The organism is Sutcliffiella horikoshii (assembly GCF_020524325.1).
GTDB lineage: Bacteria > Bacillota > Bacilli > Bacillales > Bacillaceae_I > Sutcliffiella_A > Sutcliffiella_A horikoshii_D.
Window position 1 is genome coordinate 232,313 of sequence record NZ_JAIVKY010000007.1, and the last position, 23,089, is coordinate 255,401.

The following is a 23,089-nucleotide window of genomic DNA, read 5'->3' on the forward strand; positions in this document are numbered from 1 at the left end:
CGATTCCTCCTTTCCATGTGTCTAACCACTCTGAATAGGGTTAAAAAGGTGGTGAAATCCTTTGGCATCATTACGCGACATAAAAACGAGAATTACCTCGACGAAGAAGACTAGTCAAATCACAAAAGCCATGCAGATGGTTTCCGCATCGAAACTAAATCGTGCTGAAACGAATGCAAAAGCTTTCAATCCTTATATGGATAAAATCCAAGAGGTTGTAGCAAGTATCGCACTAGGAAGTACAGATGTATCGCATCCAATGCTAGAAAGCCGTCCGGTAAAACGTACAGGCTACATCGTAATCTCCTCTGACCGTGGTCTTGCAGGTGCCTATAACAGTAACATCTTACGTACGGTTCATCAGACGGTTCAAAAACGTCATAAGTCTCAAGATGAATACGCAGTAATTGCCATCGGACGAATCGGCCGCGACTTTTTCAGAAAGCGTAACGTCCCTGTATTCTCCGAAATTACTGGTCTAGGCGACCAAGTATCCTTCTCAGACATCAAGGACATTGCGAATCGTGCAGTCAGCATGTACGCGGATGGAACGTTTGATGAGTTATACGTGTATTACAACCACTTTGTAAGTGCAATCTCCCAAGAAGTAACAGAGAAGAAACTTCTTCCTCTTACTGACATTGCACCTACATCCAACAAGATTACATCCTATGAGTTCGAACCTTCCCAAGAAGGTATCTTAGAAGTATTGCTACCGCAATATGCGGAAAGCCTGATCTACGGTGCATTACTAGATGCAAAAGCAAGTGAGCACGCTGCTCGTATGACAGCGATGCAAAGTGCAACAGATAACGCAAAAGAGCTTATCCAAGGCCTTACACTTTCTTACAACCGTGCCCGTCAAGCAGCAATCACTCAAGAGATCACTGAAATCACTGCGGGAGCTTCGGCTTTAGAATAGAACGTTTTTGAACTAAAATTTTGTAAAAGTAAGTTAGGAGGGAATACGATGAAAGGTCGCGTTACTCAAATCATGGGTCCGGTTGTCGACGTAAAATTCGACAGTGGACATCTTCCTGAAATATACAACGCTCTTCATATTAATCATAAAGCTCGTAGCGCTAACGAAGTAGATATTACTTTAACGCTTGAGGTTGCTCTTCACCTAGGAGACAACACAGTGCGTACAATCGCTATGGCTTCTACAGACGGTGTCGTTCGCGGCATGGAAGTAGAAGATGCTGGTCACCCTATTTCTGTACCAGTAGGTGACGTAACACTTGGTCGTGTTTTCAACGTACTAGGAGAAAACATTGACTTAGATGCTCCAATCCCAGCAGGTTCTCGTCGTGATCCAATTCACAGACAAGCTCCTACATTCGAACAACTTTCAACAGCTGTTGAAATCCTTGAAACTGGTATCAAAGTTGTAGACTTACTTGCTCCTTACATCAAGGGTGGTAAGATCGGTCTATTCGGTGGTGCCGGTGTAGGTAAAACGGTTCTTATCCAAGAATTAATCAACAACATCGCACAAGAGCACGGTGGTATCTCCGTATTCGCAGGTGTTGGTGAGCGGACTCGTGAAGGAAATGACCTTTACCACGAGATGACAGATTCTGGCGTTATCAAGAAAACTGCCATGGTATTCGGACAAATGAACGAGCCGCCTGGAGCACGTATGCGTGTTGCACTAACAGGTCTTACAATGGCTGAGTTCTTCCGTGATGACCAAGGACAAGACGTTCTATTCTTCATGGACAACATCTTCCGTTTCACACAAGCAGGTTCTGAGGTTTCTGCCCTACTAGGCCGTATGCCATCTGCCGTTGGTTACCAACCGACACTTGCTACTGAAATGGGTCAATTACAAGAGCGTATCACGTCTACATCTGTAGGTTCTGTAACGTCTATCCAAGCGATCTACGTTCCTGCCGATGACTACACGGATCCGGCTCCAGCAACAACTTTCGCTCACTTGGATGCAACAACTAACCTTGAGCGTAAACTTTCCGAGATGGGTATCTACCCAGCGGTTGATCCTCTAGCTTCCACTTCCCGTGCATTGGCACCAGAAGTAGTTGGAGACGACCACTATGCAGTAGCGCGTGAAGTGCAATCCACTTTACAACGTTACAAAGAACTACAAGATATCATTGCTATCTTAGGTATGGATGAGTTAACGGATGAGGATAAATTAACCGTTCACCGTGCTCGTCGTATCCAGTTCTTCTTATCTCAAAACTTCCACGTAGCCGAGCAGTTCACTGGACAAAAAGGTTCTTACGTTCCTGTTCAGGAAACAGTTAAAGGATTCAGAGAAATCCTTGACGGCAAATACGACCACCTTCCTGAAGATGCATTCCGTCTAGTTGGACGCATCGAAGAAGTAGTGGAAAAAGCGAAGCAAATGGGTGTAGAAGTTTAATTAAAGGGACCTAGGAGGGAATGAAATGAAGACATTAAAAGTCAGCGTAGTTACTCCCGATGGCCCGGTTTATGAATCAGACGTAGAAATGGTAGTAGCCCGTGCTCAAAGCGGTGAGCTGGGAGTTCTACCAGGACATATCCCGATGGTTGCTCCACTTCAAATCGGCGGCGTCCGTATGAAAAAAGACGGCAAAACCGAACAAGTGGCAGTAAACGGAGGCTTCCTAGAAGTGCGTCCTGATAAAGTAACGATCCTTGCCCAAACTGCAGAAGCAGCAGAGCAAATCGATCTTACACGTGCAGAAGAAGCAAAAAAACGCGCCGAGCAACGACTTCAGTCCAAAAAAGACGACGTCGACTACCGCCGCGCTGAACTTGCCCTTCAACGCGCAATCAACCGCATCAACGTAGCCAAAAGAGGGTAACAATACCCTGTGCATATAAGATTTTTAGAATGGAACCCCCTTTCCCCAGAGCAGACGTGCTTTGGGGAGAGGGGGTTTTTGTGTTGTTGTCGAATTAACAAGGTGTCTGTCGATTTCTTGATATATCTCTGAATTTATTGATATATTTTAATTTTTCTTGATAACCGCTCCTAATTTCTCGATATATCCAAGTTTTTCATGATATATCCTGATTTTTATTGATATACGCAAATCTATAAAGAGGGGTCTGACCCGCTGCGCGGTGATGCACTAAAGGATTTATGCTGTGAAACCTTTATAATGGATATATTGGTTTTACAATGGATATAAGTCTGTTAACAATGGATAAACCGGATTTACAATGGATAAAACCACTTTAACAATGGATAAGTGGTTTTACGAAATAGATCTCGGCTGAAATGCCCGCTTAGTAATCCAATTTTAAACGCGTATATGTACCACGCACCCAAAAAACCAACCCAAAATTACCTACTTTCAACTAAAACCCCTCATAATAACCACATACTTCTTTGGTTCCACCACTCACCAAACACGCTCTTTTCAAAACAAGGTAATTATCCCTTCAACGTTAAGTAAAACGTCTCGCATTGGTAGAACAAAACACAAAACTTCACCCTCCAGCAAAAACAATTCCCTTCGTCTCCCTAAAAACAATAGCCATAATAAGGATATCTCCTGTCGACACCGATATGGGTATTTGATATAATTGTTATCGGTTACATTTTTAAATATTGTGAGCAGTCTGAAAATGAAGAGAGACTTCGGAGGGGGCGGGCATGAATCTACTAAACTTATATCAAAATAACTATTTGATAGTGGTTGTATTTTTAGCTCTAGGGGTATTGCTTCCGGTCGTGGCGCTTGCTATTGGACGTGTACTGCGTCCGAATAAGCCATCAGCAGCCAAGCAGACGACCTATGAAAGTGGAATTGATCCCTTTCATGATTCACGTGTTCAGTTCAATGTTCGTTATTACATATTTGCCCTGTTATTTGTCATTTTCGATGTGGAGACGGTGTTCCTGTATCCATGGGCGGTGGCATACGAAAAATTGGGGATTTTTGCACTGATTGAAATGCTTATTTTCGTAGTTTTATTACTAATCGGATTAATATACGCATGGAAGAAGAAGGTGTTGAAATGGATCTAAATCTAGAGAGTATCTCACCAGAGGAAATGGAAGAACTGAAACAAACAGTCTTCCTGACAACATTGGAGGAACTGAAAGCGTGGGCCCGCAGCAACTCCATGTGGCCGATGACATTCGGTCTAGCTTGCTGTGCCATTGAAATGATGGGAGTTGGCTCGTCCCACTATGATCTCGACCGTTTTGGGTCCTTCTTTCGTACATCACCGCGTCAGTCTGACTGTATGATCGTATCTGGTACCGTAACGAAAAAAATGGCACCAGTCTTAAAGCGCTTATATGACCAAATGCCTGAGCCGAAATGGGTCATTGCCATGGGTTCCTGTGCGACTGCAGGCGGTCCATATATCAAATCCTATGCCGTTGTAAAAGGTGTGGACCAAATTGTACCTGTAGACGTGTACATACCGGGATGCCCACCAAATCCAGCGGCTCTTATTTATGGAATCAACAAGCTACGCGAAAAAATTCGTTATGAAGCCAAGACAGGGAAGCAGGTGATCTAGCAGTGAGCGATGAGAAGAGCCTGGAAGAAAAAAAGAAAGAAGCCGCAGCCAAAGCAAAAGCTGCTGCACTTGCAAAATTAGAAGCGAAAAAAAGAATGGAAGCGCAGGCTTCAGAAAATATAGAAGAAACAACACCAGAACTACCGGCTAGCGACGACGCCAAAGAACTGGCGAAAAGGAAAGCAGCGGCCGCGGCAAAAGCGAAGGCCGCTGCACTCGCGAAACAAAAAGCGAAAGAACAGGCGTCAACCGAAGCCGAATCAACAGAGTCACCAGACGACGCCAAAGAACTAGCGAAAAAGAAGGCGGCAGCCGCCGCAAAAGCGAAGGCCGCTGCACTCGCGAAACAAAAAGCGAAAGAACAAGCGTCAACCGAAGCCGAATCAGCAGATACACCAGACGACGCCAAAGAACTAGCGAAAAAGAAAGCCGCCGCAGCAGCCAAAGCAAAAGCTGCCGCACTCGCAAAACAAAAACGTGATGCAGACGAAACATCTGCACCAGCATCCGATGGTGACGATGCAAAAGCAAAGGCCATTGCAGCCGCAAAAGCCAAAGCTGCAGCAGCCAAGGCCAAAGTTGCAGCACTAGCCAAACAACAACGTGACGGAGGAGCGGCTGGAACCGCGGGCGACTCAGACATTGGCTCCCCTGACCTCCAAAACGAAAAAGCAAAAGCTATCGCCGCTGCGAAAGCCAAAGCAAAGGCCGCCGCCGCAGCCAAGGCTAAAGCCGCAACCGCTGCAAAAGCCAAAGGAACAGCAGCCGGAACAAGCGATGACGCAACAACACCAGCAACACCATCACCAAACCAAAAATACCTCGATAAATATGTAAAAGTAATCAACGACAACCTTGGGGAAAACACCCTGGAAGACGCGTACATCAACCAGCTTTCCAAAGATGTTCCGACGCTTGTCGCGAAACCGGAGAACTATTTTAAAGTGGCATCTTTCCTTCGTTACAATGAACAGTTGACGTTTGAATTCCTGTCAGAAATGCATGGCACGGATTTTGAAACGCATATGGAGATCTACAACCACTTATATTCTTATAAAAATAAGCAGTCTGTTGCGTTTAAGGTAAAAATAGATCGAGAAAATCCTGTCATCCCATCCATTCAGCCAATTTGGGAAGGGGCGAACTGGCCGGAGCGGGAGACATATGACCTGCTTGGCATTCAGTTTACAGGACACCCGAATTTGACGCGCATTATGATGCCGGATGATTGGGTAGGTTATCCGCTGCGCAAAGATTATGAGCCGTACGATGTGGAGGTGTAACAGATGATCCGCACAGAGGAAATGCTACTGAATGTCGGTCCACAGCATCCGAGTACCCACGGTGTGTTCCGACTTGTCATAAAAATCGATGGGGAAATCATCAAGGAAGCAACACCGGTCATTGGATACCTTCACCGCGGCACCGAAAAGCTCGCGGAGAATCTCCAATACACGCAAATCATCCCATACACCGACCGGATGGACTACTTGTCCGCCATGACCAACAACTACGTGCTATGTCATGCGGTGGAAACGATGATGGGCATAGAGATTCCAGACCGAGCCGAATACCTTCGCGTGCTTGCGATGGAACTTGGTCGTGTTGCGAGTCATCTAGTTTGGTATGGTACATATTTACTTGATATCGGGGCGGTGAGTCCTTTCCTATATGCGTTCCGAGAGCGCGAAATGATTATTAATCTATTAAATGAGCTGTCAGGGGCCCGCCTTACTTTCAATTACATGCGAGTTGGGGGCGTGAAGTGGGATGCGCCTGAGGGATGGATTGAAAAAGTAGAAGAATTTGTTCCATATATGAGGGAGCAGCTGAAAGGCTACCACGACCTTGTAACAGGCAATGAAATTTTCATGAGCCGTGTGAAGGGGGTTGGCCGTTACACGAAGGAGGATGCCTTTGCGTACTCCCTGAGTGGTGCGAACCTCAGATGTACCGGAGTGAAGTGGGATCTTCGTAAAGATGAGCCATACTCCATTTATGATCGCTTTGATTTTGACGTTCCAACACGTGAAGGCGGGGACGCATGGGCGCGTTACCACTGCCGCATGGAGGAAATTGAGGAATCCCTAAAGATCATTGAACAAGCCGTCGAGCAATTCCCGAAAGAAGGCGCAATCATGGCAAAAGTGCCAAAGATTATCAAGGCGCCGAAGGGAGAAGCATATGTACGCATTGAATCCCCTCGTGGTGAGATCGGCTGCTACATTGCCAGTGACGGAAAAAAAGAACCGTACAGACTTAAATTCCGCCGTCCGTCTTTTTACAACCTGCAGATCTTACCGAAGCTTTTGAAAGGCGAAAACATGGCAAACCTGATCGCCATTTTAGGGGCAATTGATATTGTCCTCGGGGAGGTGGATGGCTAATGATGGAAAGCTTGTTGCACTCCTCACCATCCTGGACGAACTTTTTCATTTTTTTCGGATTGGCCACGGCCTTGCTGCTTGCTGTCCTTGGCTTCGTAACGTACGGAATTCTTGCTGAGCGTAAAGTAATGGGCTTCATGCAAGGACGTATGGGACCAAATCAGGTCGGTGGCTCATGGGGCTTGCTCCAAACCGTAGCCGACGTATTAAAGCTTCTTATAAAAGAGGACACGATCCCAAAACTTGCGGATCGACCATTATACATTATCGCACCAGTAATCGCCTTCACACCGGCGTTCATGGTGCTTGCCACTATCCCCTTCACAGACCGTTTTCAATTTGCGGACATCGGGGTCGGCTTGCTTTACTACATCGCCATTTCCGGTATCACAACGGTCGGCGTCGTAGCGGCAGGCTGGGCATCTAACAACAAGTACTCGTTACTTGGGGGCATGCGTGCAGCGGCCCAAATGATTTCCTATGAAGTGCCGCTTGTCATGTCCGTAATCGGGGTTGTCCTTTTAGCAGGAAGCCTCAACCTAAACGAAATCGTTGCCGCTCAAGGCGAAACATTCTGGTTCATCATTCTGCAGCCAGTCGGGTTCCTTATTTTCGTCATCGCATCTGTTGCAGAGTTAAACCGTACACCATTTGACCTGCCGGAAGCAGAATCCGAGCTTGTCGCAGGATATCATGTGGAATACTCCGGTTTCCGCTGGGCATTTTTCATGCTAGCAGAATATGTGTACCTGTTTGCAATGGCTTCCCTGACGACCGTCCTGTTTCTGGGCGGATGGCTGCCACCATTCGAGTTCCTTGGATTCATCCCGGGTGCCGTCTGGTTCGCGTTAAAATTCAGCGTCGTCGTATTCGTGCTCATCTGGATCCGTGTCACTTTCCCGCGTCTGCGCGCAGACCAGCTCATGGAATTTGGCTGGAAGGTACTGCTGCCAGTAGCACTAGCGAATATCTTTTTCTCAGCGATTATGAAGGAATTGTTTTTTTAATGATTTGAAATATAGAGAGTATCATATCTGTTAATTGGAGCAAAAGGCGAAGACACAAGCGGAGGAGTAGCGACATTGTTGAGACCCTGCAGTGCAGCGAGGAGGCTCAAGGTTGCCCCGCGGAAAGCGGAGCCATTTGCGAAAATTAACAGCGGTGTAGAAAGCAATAAAAAACTCACTTTCATTACTAAAAGGGGTAACGGAAGAATAGGGGTGAAGCGAAATGCTCGGTCTTGCAAAAGGTTTAAAATATACCCTACAAAACTTAACGAAGAAAAAAGTAACCTATGATTACCCAAACGAACCGCTTCCACTACCGGATCGGTTCCGCGGCATCCAAAAATTTTACCCGGAAAAATGCATAGTCTGCAACCAGTGTTCCAACATCTGCCCGACAGACTGCATCCAACTTACCGGGAAAAAACATCCGGATCCAACGAAAAAAGGGAAAATCATCGACACATACGATATCAACTTTGAAATTTGCATCCTCTGCGACCTCTGTACAGAAGTCTGCCCTACAGAGGCCATCATCATGACTAACAACTTTGAGCTTGCCGAATACAGCCGTGATCGACTTTTCAAAGACCTTCAGTGGCTCGATGAAAATGATACGAACATCAGAAAGGAGAATAAAGCATGACGATAACCGGTGAATTCATCGCATTTCTTTTCCTAGCAATCGCTGCGATCGCCGGTGGAGTACTCATGCTGAACCTGACAAAGGTCGTCCACATGGTGGTAGCCCTGGTGTTCACCTTTATCAGCATCGCCGGCATCTATGTCATGCTCTCCGCTGAATTCGTAGCGGCTGTCCAGATTCTCATCTATTCTGGGGCCATCACCATCATCATGCTTTTCGGAATCATGCTGACCCGTCACAACGACGAATCCGAAACATCTGGCTTGGCCCGTAAATTACTCGTCGGCGCAGGTGTCCTCGGCTTTGCAGCAGTCATGTACTTCGGACTCTACAGCCTTGACCTTGGCTCCCAGGAATCAGCCGACCTGCATGTGAACAACACCGAACAGATTGGTGTAGCCATCTATTCAAAATACGTGATTCCATTTGAATTGACCTCCGTGATCCTGCTCGTGGCACTTGTCGGAGCGATCATCCTGGCAAGAAGAGATGACGAAGACGCGGAAGTTGTAAAAGAGGAGGCGACCAAGGAATGAGCGGAGTTCCATTATCAGCCTACCTGGTACTAGCACTTATTTTATTCTGTATCGGACTATACGGGGCCCTGACAAAACGCAACACCGTCATCGTCCTGATCTGTATCGAGCTCATGCTGAACGCCGTCAACATCAATCTTGTCGCATTCAGCAAATTCGGCATCGCACCATCCATCACAGGGCAAGTATTCTCCCTGTTCACCATTACCGTCGCAGCAGCAGAAGCCGCAGTAGGCCTGGCTATCCTCATAGCCCTCTACCGCAACCGCCGCACCGTTAACATCGACGAAATGAATACACTGAAGAACTAAAAAAAAGGGGACTTGATACGATGATGGAAAATGCCTGGATCATCCCGCTTTTTCCGCTGATCTCCTTTATCCTGTTACTGCTTGTCGGCAAAAGATTGAAAGAATCGAGTGCATTCCTCGGAATCGCACTCATCGCTCTATCACTCATCTTTTCCCTCACAGCACTATGGGAGCGGTTTTCAGCACCAACCTTCAAAGCCACATTCGACTGGCTCCAAATAGGAGACGTCGTACTGACGGCGGGATATGAAGTCAATCAATTAAACGCCTTGATGCTTGTCGTAGTATCACTTGTCAGCTTACTCGTACATATTTATTCCAAAGGATACATGCAAGGGGACGACCGTTTCCACGTGTTCTACGCCTACCTGGGCCTGTTTACCTTTGCCATGCTGGCACTTGTCATGTCACCAAACCTGCTTCAACTCTATATTTTCTGGGAGCTTGTCGGAGTGGGATCATTCTTGCTCATCGGGTTCTACTTTTATAAAAATGAAGCAAAAGCCGCTGCCAAAAAAGCGTTCATCATGACGCGTATTGGCGATGTCGGGTTATTCATCGGGATCATCCTATTATTCTGGCAGGTTGGCAGTTTCGAATATGATGTGATTTTTGAAGCAGTCAATGCAGGCGCAATCTCAGCCGGCATGCTGACACTCATTGCCATCCTTATTTTTATCGGAGCAATGGGGAAATCAGGTCAATTCCCGCTACACTCCTGGTTACCTGATGCGATGGAAGGTCCAACGCCTGTTTCTGCGCTAATCCACGCCGCAACAATGGTTGCAGCAGGGGTGTATTTGGTGGCAAGCCTGTTTCCGCTGTTCAACGCCAGCGAAACTGCGCTTATGACGGTCGCCATCGTCGGTGCATTCACCGCTATTTTTGCGGCATCCATCGGCCTTGTTCAAAAAGATATTAAGAGAGTGCTAGCTTACTCCACCGTCAGTCAGCTCGGCTTCATGATGCTTGCCCTCGGTTCTGCAGGCTATGTGGCAGGGGTCTTCCACCTCACCACACACGCATTCTTCAAAGCCTTGCTGTTCCTTGCAGCAGGAAGCGTCATCCATGCCGTCCACACGCAAAACATCGACGAAATGGGCGGTCTTTGGAAAAAAATGCGCACTACAGGAATCTTATTTTTAATCGGAACCCTTGCCATCACAGGTGTTCCTTTGTTCTCCGGGTTCTTCAGTAAAGAGGAAATCCTCCTTGCTGCCTGGGTGAACGGAAATCCTTTTCTTTTCTTACTGGCACTGATTGCCGCATTTTTCACGGCATTCTATATGTTCCGCTTGTTCTTCCTTGTTTTCACAGGTGAAGCACGCGGAGACCAGCGACATGTCCATGAATCACCTTCTGTCATGACCATTCCTATGATTGTGCTTGGTGTGTTGGCCGTTGTGGCAGGTTACATGAACACACCATGGTTCGGCCATTTTCTAGGTGACTGGCTGACAGAAGGGACTATCTCTTACGGACCATCCCATATTGAGGGACCAAAATGGATCATGGCTGCTGCCATCCTTGTTTCATTTGCCGGCCTCGGTTTCGCCTACCTGATTTATTTCCGCCGCTCGATCGCGCGCGAAACATTCAGCCAAGGTGCACCGCATCTTTACAGCATTTTACGCAACAAATACTTTGTCGATGAAATCTACAATATGACGTTCGTCTACGGGACTCGTGTAATCAGCCTGTTCTTGAAATACATCGACGAGTTCCTTGTCCAAGGGACGATGAAGGGAATTGCCGCGGCATCCCAACAAATCGGTAGACTTGGAGCCAAAGTGCAGAACGGCCAAACCCAGACATACGGCGCAGTCGCGTTTGTCGGACTCGCCATTCTCATCATCATTTTCGTCTTCACAGGGGGGTACATCGGATGAACAGCATATTTCTGACAGCGTTGATCTTCGCCCCTCTTTTAGGTATTTTAGTACTTCTTATTACACCAAAAACAAACGTGGAAGCCATCAAAATCGTTGGTTTCCTGGCAACCTTGCCGTCCTTAATACTCGCACTTATCGCTTTCTGGCAATACAAAGCAGGAGCGGGTCTTGAGCAGTATGCGGTAAAACTTGAATGGATCACATTCGGCAACAAAGATTTGACCGATGAAATGTATGGAGCACAAGTATACCAGCCGATCTCCTACGAGCTTGGCATCAACGGCTTCTCGCTCGTTATGATTTTATTGACGGCCGTGCTTTCCACCCTTGCAGCCATCGCAAGCATCCATGTAAAAAAAGAATGGAAAGGCTATTTCATTCTCTTCCTTCTTTTACAAATCGGAATGCTCGGCGTCTTTGCTGCGGAAAACCTGCTCTTATTCTTCTTTTTCTTTGAGCTCACCTTGATCCCGATGTTCTTCCTCATCGGTAAGTGGGGCTATTTTGAAAAAGAAAGTGCGGCATACCGTTTCCTTATCTATAACGGTCTCGGTTCTGCCATTCTATTAATTGTTTTCGTGGTTCTTTTCACCAAAACAGGAACGATGAATATCGCCGAAATCACAGCCATGTTCAACGGCAACAGTGACGCCATGTTCCTTGGCGAAGTGTCAGACGACCTGCGCATGGGACTGTTGATTGCATTGCTTGTGGCATTCGGTATTAAGCTGCCGATTGTGCCGCTCCACAGCTGGATGCTGAAAGTGCACGTGCAAGCACCGCCATCGATCGTCATGCTGCATGCCGGCGTTCTTTTGAAAATAGGGGCATTCGGACTTATCCGTTTCGGAGTTGGTATCTTCCCGGAACAATTCGACCAGCTCGCTTTCATTCTAGCAATCTTAGGAGTCGTGAATCTCCTTTATGGAGCGTTCCTCGCACTCATCCAGACTGATTTCAAAATGGTGCTGGCCTATTCCAGTATCTCGCATATGGGGATTGTCCTAATCGGACTTGCGGCTTTGAACGAAGCGGGAATCCAAGGCGCAATCTTCCAGGTTGTCTCCCACGGATTTATCGCGGCACTCCTGTTCTTTTTAATCGGAGTGATGTACGAACGCACAGGAACGACAGACATCGGCAAGCTTGGGGGACTCGCAAAAGCGATGCCGCTCACAGCCGGATTCTTCCTTGTCGGCGCCATGGCCTCACTCGGTCTGCCCGGCATGTCTGGATTTGTCAGCGAGTTCCTTGCCTTCATGGGACTTTTCAAGGAAATGCCTGTGGTTGCGGCAGTAGGGACGCTCGGAATCATTTTAACAGCGGCATACTTATTGCGCGCGGTGCTTGGCATGACTTTTGGAACGAAAGCAGCAGGCTATAGCGAGAAAGTGGTGGACCTGCGCGGAATCGAATATGTTCCCGTGTTCGCCATGCTGTTCTTCATCGTCCTGATCGGGGTATACCCTAGCATTCTCGCACAACCGCTGCAAGACACCATCAACGCCATCATTTTAGGGATAGGGGGGTGAACAGGAGATGGATTTAGAAACCTTACTCAGCTTTGATTGGAGTGTCATGGCACCGGAATTCATCATCCTTGGTGTAGCAACCCTTCTTTCACTACTAGACTTATTTTTATCGAAAAAAATAGACCGGAGACTGCTTGGCTGGCTCGGATTCACCAGCATCCTGGTAGCCCTGGGATTCTTGGTGGGCATGTACGATAAGGGTCCGGAAGAAGTCACCACTATTTTATATGAAACATACCGACTCGACAGCTTCGCCATGGCCTTCAAAACGTTGATTCTAGTCGGAGCAGCCTTCGTGATGCTCATGGCCATCAGCTACGAGCCGAAGGAAGGCTTGCGCGAGTACAGAGGGGAGTTCTTCTACCTCTTGCTACTAGGCGTCCTAGGGGCCATGATCATGTCCTCAAGCGGCGACTTAATTACGTTATTTGTCGGACTTGAATTATTGTCCCTGGCTTCCTATGTATTAGCAGGCCTGCGCAAAAAGAACCTGCAATCCAACGAAGCGGCCATGAAATACGTCATCAACGGCGGAATCGCCACCGCCATCACCCTGTTCGGGATGAGTTACGTGTACGGCCTGACCGGCACCACCAACCTGCAGGAAATGTGGATGACACTATCCCAAATCAACGCACGCGACATGCAATACTTACTGGTCATCGCCTTCATGATGATGTTTGTCGGCTTGTCCTTCAAGCTCGCGACCGCCCCATTCCACATGTGGGCACCAGACGTCTACCAAGGCGCGCCAACACCGGTAACAGCATTCCTTGCAGTCGTATCCAAAACAGCAGGCTTCATCATCGTCCTGCGCCTGTTTGTGACACTGTTCTTTCCAACGCGATCGGCAGAAGGAGCATCCATGCTGTTCTCGATGGGGGAATTCATCGCAGTGTTGGCAGTGGCCTCTATGATCATCGGTAACTTCGTTGCTTTGCGTCAGCGCAACGTCAAGCGGATGTTTGCTTACTCTGGAGTCGCACACGCCGGGTATCTTTTAGTGCCACTGGCAACCGTTAACTTCATCTTTATTTTTGAAGCAATGTGGTTTTACCTTGTCGCATACCTGTTCATGAACATCGGGGCACTAGCGGTACTGCAAGTCGTCACCGCACGTGATGACTCCGAGGATCTGAGCCGATTCGCCGGACTCTACCAGCGCTCACCATTGCTTGCTGTGTTGATGTCTGTGTTCCTGCTCTCCTTGGCAGGTATCCCGGGAACAGCCGGATTCATCGGGAAATTATCGATCTTTGTCGGTGCCATTTCCGAACCAACCAACGCCTACGTCCTGGCATCGGTATTGATTCTGACCACCGTCGTCTCATACTTTTACTATTTCGGAATTATGACACAAATGTTTTTCCGACCGGCGGCAAGCCAAGAGAAAATTCATGTTCCCATTGGAATCTGGATCACCGTCTTTGTTTGCGCGATCGGAACCCTAGTGCTCGGAATCCTGCCAGGCCTTGCCCTAGACATGTTTGGAAACAATTTTGATATTTTAAGAGATATCTTGGTACCAGGCAACTAACCAATTGTCACGGTCAAGGAGTATATGATTTAATAAGAAAGAAGGAGTTCACACGCTCCTTCTTTTTTGTGGATTACTATAGGAAGAAACTAATGAAGCAAAGTATATCAAGCTGGTGATTGGAGCGAAAGGCTGAGACTCCAGCGGGGGAGAAACGGTCGGTTGAGACCCGCAGGCTTGCCGGGGAGGCTCAAGCATCGTCCCGCGGAAATCAACAGCGGCGTATACACAAAGCTTTAATTTAAAATAAAGAGGAGGCTGATTTCACAATGATTGATTTCGGAGTACAAGCACTCGTCAGCATCATCTCCCACCTACTATTTATCAGCATCACCTGGTGGGCACTCCAAGCCGTAAATTACGAAAAATGGATGAAGCCAAACAAAGTCGTCCAAATCAGACTACTACTAATCCTAATCACCATCGCCATCGGATCCACAGTCAGCAACTTCTTCTTGGACTACCTGTTCCTATCACAAAGACTGCCGATGATTTGGTGAAGATAAGTGCAATTCTGAATGCCAGGGGGTTCCTTCCCCTGGTTTTTTAGTGGTAATTTAGTAAACTCTTGATTTTAGATTGCCTCAAACGCTCTAAATTACAGCCCAATATAAAATACAAGCGGAAATCCTCTAAATACTGTCCAAACCGACGCAATTACAAGCGAAAAAACCAAAAATACTGTCCAACGAAGCTAGAATACTGTCCAAAACACACTAAATACATGCCAATCGACAAACCACAACAAAAACCGACAACCCACCTAAACCTGCCCCAACCCACCACTAACCTTAAATGCCGCCTTCTAGATAAAAGGTGAAATTCCTGCGGGGGTCTGACCCCTTCTCCACAAAAAAAAATAAAAACAACAAAAATTTTGACGAACATTTCTATGTATCTCTTACTTCCACATTGGCGACACTGTTTAGTAACAATCAAAGGGGCGTGGGGGATATGTTTAACAAGATGGGGAACACAGATGAGGGCTTGATTACTAATACTAAATATACAGAAAAAACGTGGAAACTTTATATTAATAGATTGCTAGGACTATTTTTTATTTTCGTAATATGTTTTACGGGGGTAATTCTTGGGAATGAAAGAAGCAGAGCTCAATTACCAAACGATATCAGTACTGAGATACTTGAAATCGCAGAAGTTTTTCAAAAGGAGAAAATTAATGTTCAGGAATGGAAACTTTATGGGCGGAAGAACGTCTATAAAATTAGGGATTTAGTCACTTTTCAAAAAGAGGTAAATCGTTTAAAACAGAATATGGGCCATCTTAGTTGGAATGTGATGGAAGAAGAGGATCAATGGAAGGCAGTTGGGACTCATTATAATGACTTATTAAAGCAAGAGGAGACTCTTCAGCTCATCACCACCCACACAAACTCATCCCAAACATCGTATGTATTATATGAGGTAACTGGGTATGGTTGGGAAAAGCCTATAGCAACAGACATAATAAACAACTTCCATTCGAATCTTTCCAAAATTTCTCACGAAGACTTTGAAATATTTAGTTGTATGACTGGCGATTTCAGTGCTAAAATTGAAGGTGGTTTGCAAAATACGACAAATATTTTGCTAGACGCATTTTCAGCACAAATAGTTGAAGAGATTCAGGAAGAGACCTTTGTATCAATTTCAGCATATACTGATGCATGGAATAATGTTCTTCCGACACATCAGGGAAAGATGAACTTACAAATTGGGTTACGAACACAAGGAATGGGCGATAAGACTACCGTGATTGTAGGCACGCCAATTATTACTGTTGAATATTAATATATAGAATAAAAGACGCGGAGGGGAACGTTTTGGAAAAAATCATCGTCCGCGGCGGACAAAGGTTAAAGGGTACTGTTAAAGTAGAGGGAGCAAAAAACGCAGTACTACCTGTCATCGCCGCAACTTTATTAGCTAGCAAAGGCAAATGCGAAATCTTAGATGTACCTGAGCTCTCCGACGTTTATACGATTAACGAGGTTTTGCGTTATTTGAATGCCGATGTTGATTTTGAAAATAATCGTATAATTGTCGATGCAACAAGAGAGCTTCACACAGAAGCACCGTTTGAATATGTACGAAAAATGCGCGCATCTGTTCTTGTAATGGGATCATTGCTTGCACGTAACGGAAAAGCACAAATTGCTCTACCTGGAGGCTGTGCCATCGGTTCTAGACCAATCGATCAACATTTAAAAGGATTCGAAGCAATGGGTGCGAAAGTGAAAGTTGGAAATGGTTATATCGATGCCGAAGTAGACGGAAGATTACAAGGCGCGAAAATATATCTTGATTTCCCAAGCGTGGGAGCAACAGAAAACATCATGATGGCTGCAACTCTTGCTGAAGGTACAACTATCATGGAAAACGTTGCAAAAGAACCAGAAATCGTGGACTTGGCGAACTTCTTGAACTCAATGGGAGCAAAAGTTCGTGGAGCAGGTACAGGTACCATCAGAATCGAAGGTGTTTCCGAATTACACGGATGCCAACACAACATCATCCCTGACCGCATTGAAGCAGGTACTTTCATGGTAGCAGCTGCAATCACAGGCGGAGACGTTATTGTTGAAGGCGCAGTGCCGGAACATTCCAGCTCTTTAATCGCCAAAATGGAAGAAATGGGCGTTAAGTTTGAAGAAGTCGAAAACGGATTACGCGTTATCGGACCTGAAAAACTGAAATCAATTGACATTAAAACAATGCCTCACCCAGGATTCCCAACAGATATGCAATCCCAAATGATGTCTCTATTATTGGCGGCTGAAGGCACGAGCATGATTACCGAAACAGTATTCGAAAATCGCTTCATGCATGTTGAAGAGTTCCGTCGTATGAACGGCGACATTAAGATCGAAGGACGTTCCGTTGTTATCAATGGACCTTCCAAACTACAAGGTGCAGAAGTGGCGGCAACAGACCTTCGTGCAGCAGCAGCATTAACCCTAGCAGGATTAATTGCAGACGGATACACTCGTGTAACCGAGCTAAAACACTTAGATCGTGGATACGTAAACTTCCACAACAAACTAGCAGCACTAGGCGCAGACATCGAACGCGTAAGCTCCATGGAACAAGAACAAACAGTTATCCTAGAGCAAATCAAAGAAGCCTAAACACACCAAAATAGCCAATCATATATCTATATTCTACATTGAGGGTCAGACTCCTTTAGGGGTCTGACCCTTTTTCTAACTTTTTTGCAGGCATTCGACGTGAAGCGCGAAATTCCTGCTGGGGTCTGACCCCAACACAGGATTTTTTCCACTTCTTATTAATATTCCAACTTTTTTTCTGTCAGACCATTTTTTTGATGTGATATTGAATCATTTTCTGATAGTTGTGGGTTATGTCTATATAATATAGAAGTTTTTAGGAGTTTTTTAGGGTTTGAGGCTTCTGTTCGAAGTCGATAAACCTGCCCATATTTTAGTCATAATTGCTTGTCCACTTCCATAAGAATGAAGAGTAAAGGTATCCAACCATTACAGCCATCAACAAACAACTACTACTTTATTGTTATCGGAGGCTCGGCGCTATGAGAAACTTGAAACCAATCATCGTACTCACTTCTATTCTATTTGTCATGGTATTAATGGTACCAACGTTATTAGTCATGCCGTTTGTCGATAAGGAAAACGGCCAATTAGCAGAGGAACTCCAACCGAATCAGCAAATCCAAAACCAAGTGGAACCAATCGATTCTCCGATTGATGTAGCGGTGTATCGTCACAAGCAAGAAATGATTGAAAAGATTCCACTTGAGGATTACATTGTGGGCGTGGTCGCTTCAGAAATGCCAGCTGACTTTGAACTGGAAGCGCTAAAGGCACAGGCACTGGCGGCGAGGACGTATATTTTAAGGCAGCTGATGGCGGAAGAAAAGCTTGGCACACCAGAAGGCGCGGATGTCACAGACACCGAACAACACCAAGTCTATAAAAGCCCAGAAGAACTAAAAGCAATTTGGGCGGCGGAAGACTTTAATTGGAAGATGGAAAAAATAAAACAGGCGGTCGCGGAAACAGCGGGATCCGTCCTTACCTATAATAATGCACCGATTGATGCGAGTTATTTTTCCACCAGCAATGGCTATACCGAAAACTCAGAAGAATACTGGCCCAATGAAATTCCATATTTACGAAGTGTAGAAAGCCCATGGGACGTAGATTCAGAAAAGTACTTAAGCCAAGTAACTTTACCAGTGCAAGATTTTCAATCCAAGCTAGGGGTAACCCTGGGAAGTGACGGCTCGGTAGGGAAGATTATTGCACGTACAACAGGGAACCGCGTGGAGGCGGTAGATATTAATGGGAAGACACTGAGTGGCAGGGAAGTGCGTGACATCCTTAAGCTGCGCTCGAGCGACTTTAATTGGGAGCGTAAAGGAGACAACATTGTCATCACCACCAAAGGCTTTGGGCATGGAGTAGGAATGAGCCAATACGGAGCCAACGGAATGGCCCTAGAAGGCAAAAATTACACCCAAATCATTTCCCACTACTACAAAGACGTCCAAATCGTCAGCGCGGAACAATACCTTAACAAGGTAACGGCAAAGAGATAGAGTGAGAGGTAAGGGAGAACTATAAAAAATGAAAAAAATAACCCTTTGGGGGTCAGACCCCCAAAGGATTTTTATTCTTCATGTCGAATAAAGGTTCACCCGTCAGACCCCGGCTCCTGCCGGGGTCTGACCCCTTTTCAAAAATTTTTTTCAATCTCCATGCATAAAACCCCCGCCATTGAAGAAAAATAAGCATTTCAAAAAAATTTTCACCGCGGATGTATATTATTCTGTGAATCTGTTCAGAATGATTGCTGAGGTGATGATACAATGAGAGAGGAAGAAAAGAAACGGACTTCTCAAAATTCAAATTGGCAACGCTTAATGAAAAAGCGTTGGGTGTTCCCAGCAATCTATCTTGGGTGCGCGGCAATCATTTTGACAGCGGTTTTAGTATCCCAAACAGGTAATGAATCAGAAGGTAATCCAGGAAATCCAGAAGGGCAAGGAACTAACATTTCTTACGGAGATCAAGATTCCATGGAAGTAAACAGCCCGGTAGAAAACTTTGTAATGCCGGTAACAGACGTTAACTCTTCTGTCATCCAAAGACCATTCTGGGATGCAAACGCATCTAAAGAAGAGCAAGAAGCAGCTTTCATTGAGTACAATGGCATTTACCAACCAAATACAGGTATCGACATTGCAATGAAAGACGGCGAAGCATTCGAAGTAGTGGCTTCTTTAAGTGGAACTGTAACGCATGTTGAAAATGATCCGTTACTAGGAAACGTCGTAGAAATTGAACATTTGGATGGTGTAAAAACAATCTATCAATCATTGACTGACGTTCAAGTCAAAGTCAACGATTTCGTAGATCAAGGTGAAACAATCGCCAAAGCACACACAAACCAACTGAACAAAGACGCAGTACACGTTCATTTTGAAATCCGCAAGGACAATGTAGCAGTGAATCCGAGCAGCTTTTTTAACAAACCAGTCACTTCCCTACTAGAGGAAGAAGGACAAGCTTCTGAAGAAGGAAGCGAGCCAGCTGGTGAACAAGAAAAAGAAGAAACTCCAGCAGAGGGCGAAGACAAGCCTGAAGACGGAGAAGACAAAGACGGCGACGAGGGATCTTCTGAGGAAGAAGAAGAATCCGTTAGCTATCTAACATAATCTAAAGTCTTGTTTATAAAATAAATGCTAGAACGATAAACTCTATTGAGCCAAAGAGCAGCTTACAAACGGGAAACATAACTCCGGAAAGCTGCTCTTTTTCTATGCAAATTTTTCACTACTTCCACCCTAAACAGGAATAAAACCAAGCCAACCTGGGTATACTAACAATACCGATACACAAACAACACAACAGCGCACAAACAAGAGAATGTCAAAACCGCCAAACGCAGGTACCGTTTGGCGGTATTTTTTTGTCTCCAAACAGCTACCCTCAAAATTTTCCACCCATGTCTTAACTCCTGTTTTTAAAATCCCCTAACCCAAAAACTAGATAATACTTCTTTCCAACCGCCAAATTTCATAAGTAAAACGTCACAATAATTACGATAATCCATCATTTCCTAGTCTTTTTCCCTAGTCCCATTCATTTCCTTTTTTAAAAACAGAAAAAGGAAATCAAGAACAAATGGAGAATTTGGTAGGCATACTAAATAAATAGTTTAGAAGGGAGAGAAGTTGCAAGGTGAATTCAACAATTAAAACGGTAACATTTTTACCAGAGCATACAGACGTCATTCTACCAGCGTGGAACCATTCGATGGGATCAATATTGCCAATTCCAACTAGGTTATTTAAACAAAACACGACCCATGAGCGTAGCTTTTGTCCACATAGCAGTTTTGCAGCTATCGAGAATGGTGAGGTGGTCGGTGCGGTGATAGCCAAAAAGTGGCCAGGGGAAACGGTTGGGTATCATCCGGGTGAGGACGTTGGATGGATCAATTTTCTTTTTGTAAAAGAAGGATGGCGCGGCAAAGGGATTGGCGGTCAATTACTGAAAGAGGCGGAAGATAGTCTCAGAGAGCAAGGGTGCGCAAGGATTCATCTTGGAAGAGATGTGCAGCACTTTTTTCCGGGCGTTCCGCTTGAATTAACGGAGTCAATCGATTGGTTTAAAGACAAGGGCTATCAAGCTGGTGAAGTCGTCTTTGATATGATTCAAATGGTCGAAGATTGCCAAACCGACTTATCCGTGCCCCAAGCAGAGAATTTTCACTTCAGAAGAGGGCAAAACGGGGATGAATCAGCAATCATTCTATTTTTACAAGAAGCATTTCCAGGTCGTTGGGAGTATGAGGCGCGTAGTCTGTTTGAGCGAGGGGGAACGGCCAAGCAATTTGTACTGATCTGGCAAGCTGAAAGAGTCAGAGGGTTCTGCAGGATAAATCGTCCGGAAGATGCTGTGATTGGCTCCAATGTCTACTGGAGTGAGCTATATAAGGGGAAATCCGTAGGAGGAATAGGACCGCTTGGCGTTTCTACTCAGGTTAGGAAAAGCGGACATGGCTTGAAAATTGTCAAACAGGCAATGAAGGAGTTGAAAGAAGACGGAGTTGAGGTTTGGATGATTGATTGGACCACGCTCGAATTCTTTTATAATAAGCTTGGATTTGAAAAGTGGAAGCAATATCTTCAAATGTCTAAGTGAAATTTTTTTTGGTTGTGTTGAAATTTAATTTCAGATAAATGAAGTAAAAATGATACTTAATAACGTTCTATCATGATTAAGGGGGAATGGAAAGTGAGAAAGGGTATAATTTTCGGGATAATCATGCTGCTAGTGGCATCGGTCGTTGTCGGCTGTTCGAGTGATCAATCGGCATCAGGCGGCGGGAAAGATGTGGTAAAAGTATGGACGTTTCCTGTGCATGCTGAGTATGAAGCAGAACTGCAGGAGTTAATTGAGTCATTTGAAAAAGAAAATGAAAACATCAAGGTAGAATATGAGGTGCTGAGTTGGGCGGAAGGGCCGCAAAAGTTTGATATTGCTTTAAACTCAGGCAGTCCGCCGGATATTTTTTTCGGAAAGCCGCTGGGAAAATACGTGGATTCTGGTTTAGCGGTAAATCTTGATGGAAAGTTAAATGTTTCTACAGACGATTATAATGACATTGCCTTAGAGTATATGAAAGTGGAGGGCGGCCTGTATGGACTGCCAATCTATATGTTCCTGCACGTCTGGGGGGGAAATAAGCAGATGCTTGAAGCGGCAGGCATCGATTACGAAAAGATCCAGACAGAGGGATGGACATGGGATGAATTCCGTGAGCTTGCTGCCAAAGGTGTCGGGAAAAATGCCTCTGGAGATGATACGTACGGTCTTGTTTTCCAAGGGGTGAACGAAGAATTGTTAGTGCACCTTGCGATGAACAACGGACTTCCATACCGCTTTACAGAGGAAGGAACAACTTGGAACGATGAAAAAATCCTTGAAACGATGGAATTCATTCGTGAGCTTGTAGATACAGGCATCATGCCGAAAGAAACAGCTGCCATCGACCCTGCTAAGCGGATGGAGCTATTCTATAATCATCAGGCGCTATTCTTCGGCCGGGGAATCCCATATTTTGATCCGGTAGTAGAAGCACATAATGAGGAAATCAAAGCAGGGAAAATAGAAGGCGAAGAAGTGAATTTTGTGCTCCTGCCACCGCCTCATAATGAAGGAGAAAAACCGGTAACACTCGGAGGATCTGAGGGGTATATGCTGTTTACCCAGAAAGGTGCTAAAGAAGAACATGTGGCAAACAGTGTAAAAGTACTAGAGCATCTGACAGGTGCAGAAGCTGGAGCGGCAGCATCCGCGCTTGCTTACGGCCAAGTTCATCAAGACGCAATCGGCAAGTTTGAAGTACCTCTGGCATCTTATAATGAAGCGGCAGCAGAGGTCTTGACCTCCCATATCCTGCCTCCAAATGGAGCAAGTGCCGAAGCAACGGCAAAAGACGATCGCTTCCAATCAGAAGTGCTCGCACCGACCTTTCAAGGGCTGATTAGCGGAGAACTCACGCCGGAAGAAGCGTTGGAAACATTTAAAAAGAAGGGGAAGGAAATTTTTAAGTGAAAAAAGAAAAAATGGGGTTAGACCCCTAAAGGTATTTCTAAACGCTTGGAGTACACACACTCCTCCAAGCGTTTTTTCCACGCGGGTGCAAGCCGTAATACTATTTACCTATCTTTCCTCAATTTACAATTTCTTTAATAAACGTTC

The 23,089-nt window shown here is 45.6% G+C and carries 21 protein-coding genes; all 21 read left to right on the forward strand.

Annotation, left to right across the window (positions count from 1 at the left end):
• Positions 1–61 precede the first annotated feature (61 nt).
• The 21 genes from LC091_RS10085 to LC091_RS10185 all read left to right on the forward strand — a co-directional run bounded on the left by LC091_RS10085 (position 62) and on the right by LC091_RS10185 (position 22,942).
• Positions 62–922, forward strand: coding sequence for a F0F1 ATP synthase subunit gamma (locus LC091_RS10085; protein WP_060664611.1), 861 nt, complete (start codon positions 62–64; stop codon positions 920–922).
• Between the two features lie 48 nt (positions 923–970).
• Positions 971–2,389: a F0F1 ATP synthase subunit beta gene (atpD, locus tag LC091_RS10090; protein ID WP_226681884.1), complete on the forward strand. Its 1,419-nt coding sequence runs from the start codon at positions 971–973 to the stop codon at positions 2,387–2,389.
• A 25-nt stretch (positions 2,390–2,414) separates the two neighbouring features.
• On the forward strand, positions 2,415–2,816 hold the full coding sequence (locus LC091_RS10095) for a F0F1 ATP synthase subunit epsilon (RefSeq protein WP_060664609.1): 402 nt from the start codon (positions 2,415–2,417) through the stop codon (positions 2,814–2,816).
• 797 nt (positions 2,817–3,613) lie between these two features.
• Positions 3,614–3,988: an NADH-quinone oxidoreductase subunit A gene (locus LC091_RS10100; protein ID WP_010200369.1), complete on the forward strand. Its 375-nt coding sequence runs from the start codon at positions 3,614–3,616 to the stop codon at positions 3,986–3,988.
• Positions 3,979–4,491, forward strand: coding sequence for a NuoB/complex I 20 kDa subunit family protein (locus LC091_RS10105; RefSeq protein ID WP_010200368.1), 513 nt, complete (start codon positions 3,979–3,981; stop codon positions 4,489–4,491). The genes LC091_RS10100 and LC091_RS10105 overlap by 10 nt, the downstream gene beginning before the upstream one ends.
• 2 nt (positions 4,492–4,493) lie before the next feature.
• Entirely contained in the window at positions 4,494–5,774 is a 1,281-nt protein-coding gene (locus tag LC091_RS10110; protein ID WP_226681885.1) for an NADH-quinone oxidoreductase subunit C, read from the forward strand.
• A gap of 3 nt (positions 5,775–5,777) precedes the next feature.
• The gene (locus LC091_RS10115; RefSeq protein ID WP_226681886.1) at positions 5,778–6,878 is read left to right on the forward strand and encodes an NADH-quinone oxidoreductase subunit D; all 1,101 of its coding nucleotides are present in this window, start codon (positions 5,778–5,780) and stop codon (positions 6,876–6,878) included.
• Positions 6,878–7,885: an NADH-quinone oxidoreductase subunit NuoH gene (gene nuoH / locus LC091_RS10120; RefSeq protein WP_226681887.1), complete on the forward strand. Its 1,008-nt coding sequence runs from the start codon at positions 6,878–6,880 to the stop codon at positions 7,883–7,885. Before LC091_RS10115 ends, nuoH begins: the two co-directional genes overlap by 1 nt.
• Positions 7,886–8,108: 223 nt before the next feature.
• On the forward strand, positions 8,109–8,528 hold the full coding sequence (gene nuoI, locus LC091_RS10125) for an NADH-quinone oxidoreductase subunit NuoI (protein WP_226681888.1): 420 nt from the start codon (positions 8,109–8,111) through the stop codon (positions 8,526–8,528).
• Positions 8,525–9,064, forward strand: coding sequence for an NADH-quinone oxidoreductase subunit J (locus LC091_RS10130; protein WP_226681889.1), 540 nt, complete (start codon positions 8,525–8,527; stop codon positions 9,062–9,064). Before nuoI ends, LC091_RS10130 begins: the two co-directional genes overlap by 4 nt.
• Positions 9,061–9,375 carry an NADH-quinone oxidoreductase subunit NuoK gene (nuoK, locus tag LC091_RS10135; protein ID WP_010200357.1) on the forward strand — a complete coding sequence of 105 codons (315 nt, stop codon included), beginning with the start codon at positions 9,061–9,063 and terminating at the stop codon, positions 9,373–9,375. Before LC091_RS10130 ends, nuoK begins: the two co-directional genes overlap by 4 nt.
• A 20-nt stretch (positions 9,376–9,395) precedes the next feature.
• Positions 9,396–11,264: an NADH-quinone oxidoreductase subunit L gene (gene nuoL / locus LC091_RS10140; protein ID WP_226681890.1), complete on the forward strand. Its 1,869-nt coding sequence runs from the start codon at positions 9,396–9,398 to the stop codon at positions 11,262–11,264.
• Entirely contained in the window at positions 11,261–12,799 is a 1,539-nt protein-coding gene (locus LC091_RS10145; protein ID WP_226681891.1) for a complex I subunit 4 family protein, read from the forward strand. Before nuoL ends, LC091_RS10145 begins: the two co-directional genes overlap by 4 nt.
• 7 nt (positions 12,800–12,806) lie before the next feature.
• On the forward strand, positions 12,807–14,336 hold the full coding sequence (nuoN, locus tag LC091_RS10150; protein ID WP_226681892.1) for an NADH-quinone oxidoreductase subunit NuoN: 1,530 nt from the start codon (positions 12,807–12,809) through the stop codon (positions 14,334–14,336).
• A 269-nt stretch (positions 14,337–14,605) separates the two neighbouring features.
• A complete protein-coding gene (locus LC091_RS10155; protein ID WP_226681893.1) occupies positions 14,606–14,836 on the forward strand; it encodes a DUF1146 family protein in 231 nt (76 codons plus the stop codon).
• Between the two features lie 466 nt (positions 14,837–15,302).
• Positions 15,303–16,127 (forward strand): YwmB family TATA-box binding protein, encoded by an 825-nt coding sequence (locus tag LC091_RS10160; protein WP_226681894.1) that lies wholly within the window; start codon positions 15,303–15,305, stop codon positions 16,125–16,127.
• A 32-nt stretch (positions 16,128–16,159) separates the two neighbouring features.
• Complete coding sequence (gene murA, locus LC091_RS10165) at positions 16,160–17,464, forward strand: UDP-N-acetylglucosamine 1-carboxyvinyltransferase (RefSeq protein ID WP_223491480.1); 1,305 nt, start codon at positions 16,160–16,162, stop codon at positions 17,462–17,464.
• A 422-nt stretch (positions 17,465–17,886) separates the two neighbouring features.
• On the forward strand, positions 17,887–18,915 hold the full coding sequence (gene spoIID / locus LC091_RS10170) for a stage II sporulation protein D (protein WP_226681895.1): 1,029 nt from the start codon (positions 17,887–17,889) through the stop codon (positions 18,913–18,915).
• 270 nt (positions 18,916–19,185) lie between these two features.
• Positions 19,186–20,034 carry a M23 family metallopeptidase gene (locus tag LC091_RS10175; RefSeq protein ID WP_226681896.1) on the forward strand — a complete coding sequence of 283 codons (849 nt, stop codon included), beginning with the start codon at positions 19,186–19,188 and terminating at the stop codon, positions 20,032–20,034.
• 526 nt (positions 20,035–20,560) lie between these two features.
• A complete protein-coding gene (locus tag LC091_RS10180) occupies positions 20,561–21,526 on the forward strand; it encodes a GNAT family N-acetyltransferase (RefSeq protein ID WP_226681897.1) in 966 nt (321 codons plus the stop codon).
• 93 nt (positions 21,527–21,619) lie between these two features.
• Positions 21,620–22,942 (forward strand): ABC transporter substrate-binding protein, encoded by a 1,323-nt coding sequence (locus LC091_RS10185; RefSeq protein WP_226681898.1) that lies wholly within the window; start codon positions 21,620–21,622, stop codon positions 22,940–22,942.
• Positions 22,943–23,089: the final 147 nt, after the last annotated feature.